Raw genomic sequence first — 1620 nt, forward strand, 5'->3', positions numbered from 1 at the left:
CACCGTCATCGTCGGCAAGCAATGCATGAGTGCAGCGCTGAACATCCTGATGGGCGGACATCGCCGTCTTTGCCAGCCCGATTCGGTCTTCATGATCCATGCCCCGTCGCATCAGCTCGACCGTCGCGAATCCAGGTACACCGCAGCCGAATTGCGCCGTCTAGCCGATCAGCTTGAAGAGAGGGCCGAGGATATCCTTGAGCATCTGTCGTGCATCAAGCCCGAGCATAGGCCGTTTATTGAACAGGCGCTGATGAGCTTCGAGGGCGAAGTCTTCGGGGTCGAGAAGGCAAAAGAACTTGGCCTCATCCACGCCACAGTCGACGAGGGATAAAGCCAAATGCCGGATTGGGATATCTTGGGCGCAGTCGATATTGCTGATGAGATCAACCTGATCGGCGTCAATCCGATTCATGCAAGCTGGGCACGGCGCAACCGCCTGACCGAACTATCTCCGCCGCTCGCGTGGACCGATCCTGACCAAACGCCCGAGGATGGACAGACAACGACCATCCAACTCAAGGCGCTCGATGGCGCCGTGATACACAGCTACACCGGCATTTCCGGCACTTCCTACGACATCGATCCTGCCGATTTCGCCGGCAACTACGTGGGCTTTATAGCCATCGGCTCTGAACGCGACGGTTACGCTTCCTGGCAGGCTTTCCACATGCGCGTTCGGATCGGATACGATCTCACTGCCGAGAGTGGTTCCTATCTCATGAGCGGAACCGCCGTGACCCTCAGGAAGAGCAAGGCGATTGCGGCCAGCGCCGGCAGCTACGCGCTTATCGGAACCGACGTCATCCTTAACACCAGCAAAAGCATCGTCGCGGGTGCGGGCAGTTATTCCATCGCTGGAACCGCTGCCACCCTTCGCGCTTCGCAGAAGGTTTCTGCAGGTGCGGGCTCATACACGATCACTGGAACGGCGGCCACGCTCACAAAATCAACGCCGGCGATGACGTACAGTTACGAGGGCGCCTATCTCGACAACACGAACGCCTCTTCCTACACCTTCACCAGCAAGAGCACCGGCGCGGCTGGCGCGGGTCGCGTAATCGCGGTCGCCGTTCAGACGCGCACGACCAACATCGGCACGCCGAGAACCATAACCGGCGTCACCTGCGATGGCGTCGCGATGACGGCCGGCCCCTTCATCACGGGGACGAACACCGGGCATTGCTCCATAGCCTGGTTCTATCTTGTCGTGGCGTCTGGAACGTCGTCAACGTTCGTTGTCAGTTTCAGCGGTACGACACAGAACTGCGCGATCGGCGTCTATCGGCTGTTTCCCGTCAGCAGCACGCCCGTCGATACAGCGACGATAAACGGAGCTACTCCTCAAACACTCACTGACCTAGAAGTGAAGACGTCGGGCCTGGCGCTTATCATGGTCGACTCCGGGCGCACGGCCACCCCACAATTGGATTCGGGCACATGGAGCGGCGTCGACACTCCGACGCATGATCTTGTCGACCAGATCAATGACCAAAGCGGCTCTCTGAACCTGTTCTCCATCGCGACGACGGAAAACGATACGACCCGGGATTTTACCGCTGCGGCAACCGGCGATGTGGTCTACATAGCCGGGATTTCGTTCCAGTGAACTGCTACCAG

At 59.0% G+C, this 1620-nt stretch carries 2 protein-coding genes; both read left to right on the forward strand.

The features are described 5' to 3' along the window. On the forward strand, positions 1-334 hold a 334-nt coding region (locus tag EOA27_RS35665), incomplete at its 5' end, for a hypothetical protein (protein WP_210214197.1). A gap of 6 nt (positions 335-340) precedes the next feature. Continuing rightward, complete coding sequence (locus EOA27_RS35670; RefSeq protein WP_127258634.1) at positions 341-1609, forward strand: hypothetical protein; 1269 nt, start codon at positions 341-343, stop codon at positions 1607-1609. Positions 1610-1620: the final 11 nt, after the last annotated feature.

This window comes from Mesorhizobium sp. M2A.F.Ca.ET.037.01.1.1 (genome assembly GCF_003998075.1).
GTDB lineage: Bacteria > Pseudomonadota > Alphaproteobacteria > Rhizobiales > Rhizobiaceae > Mesorhizobium.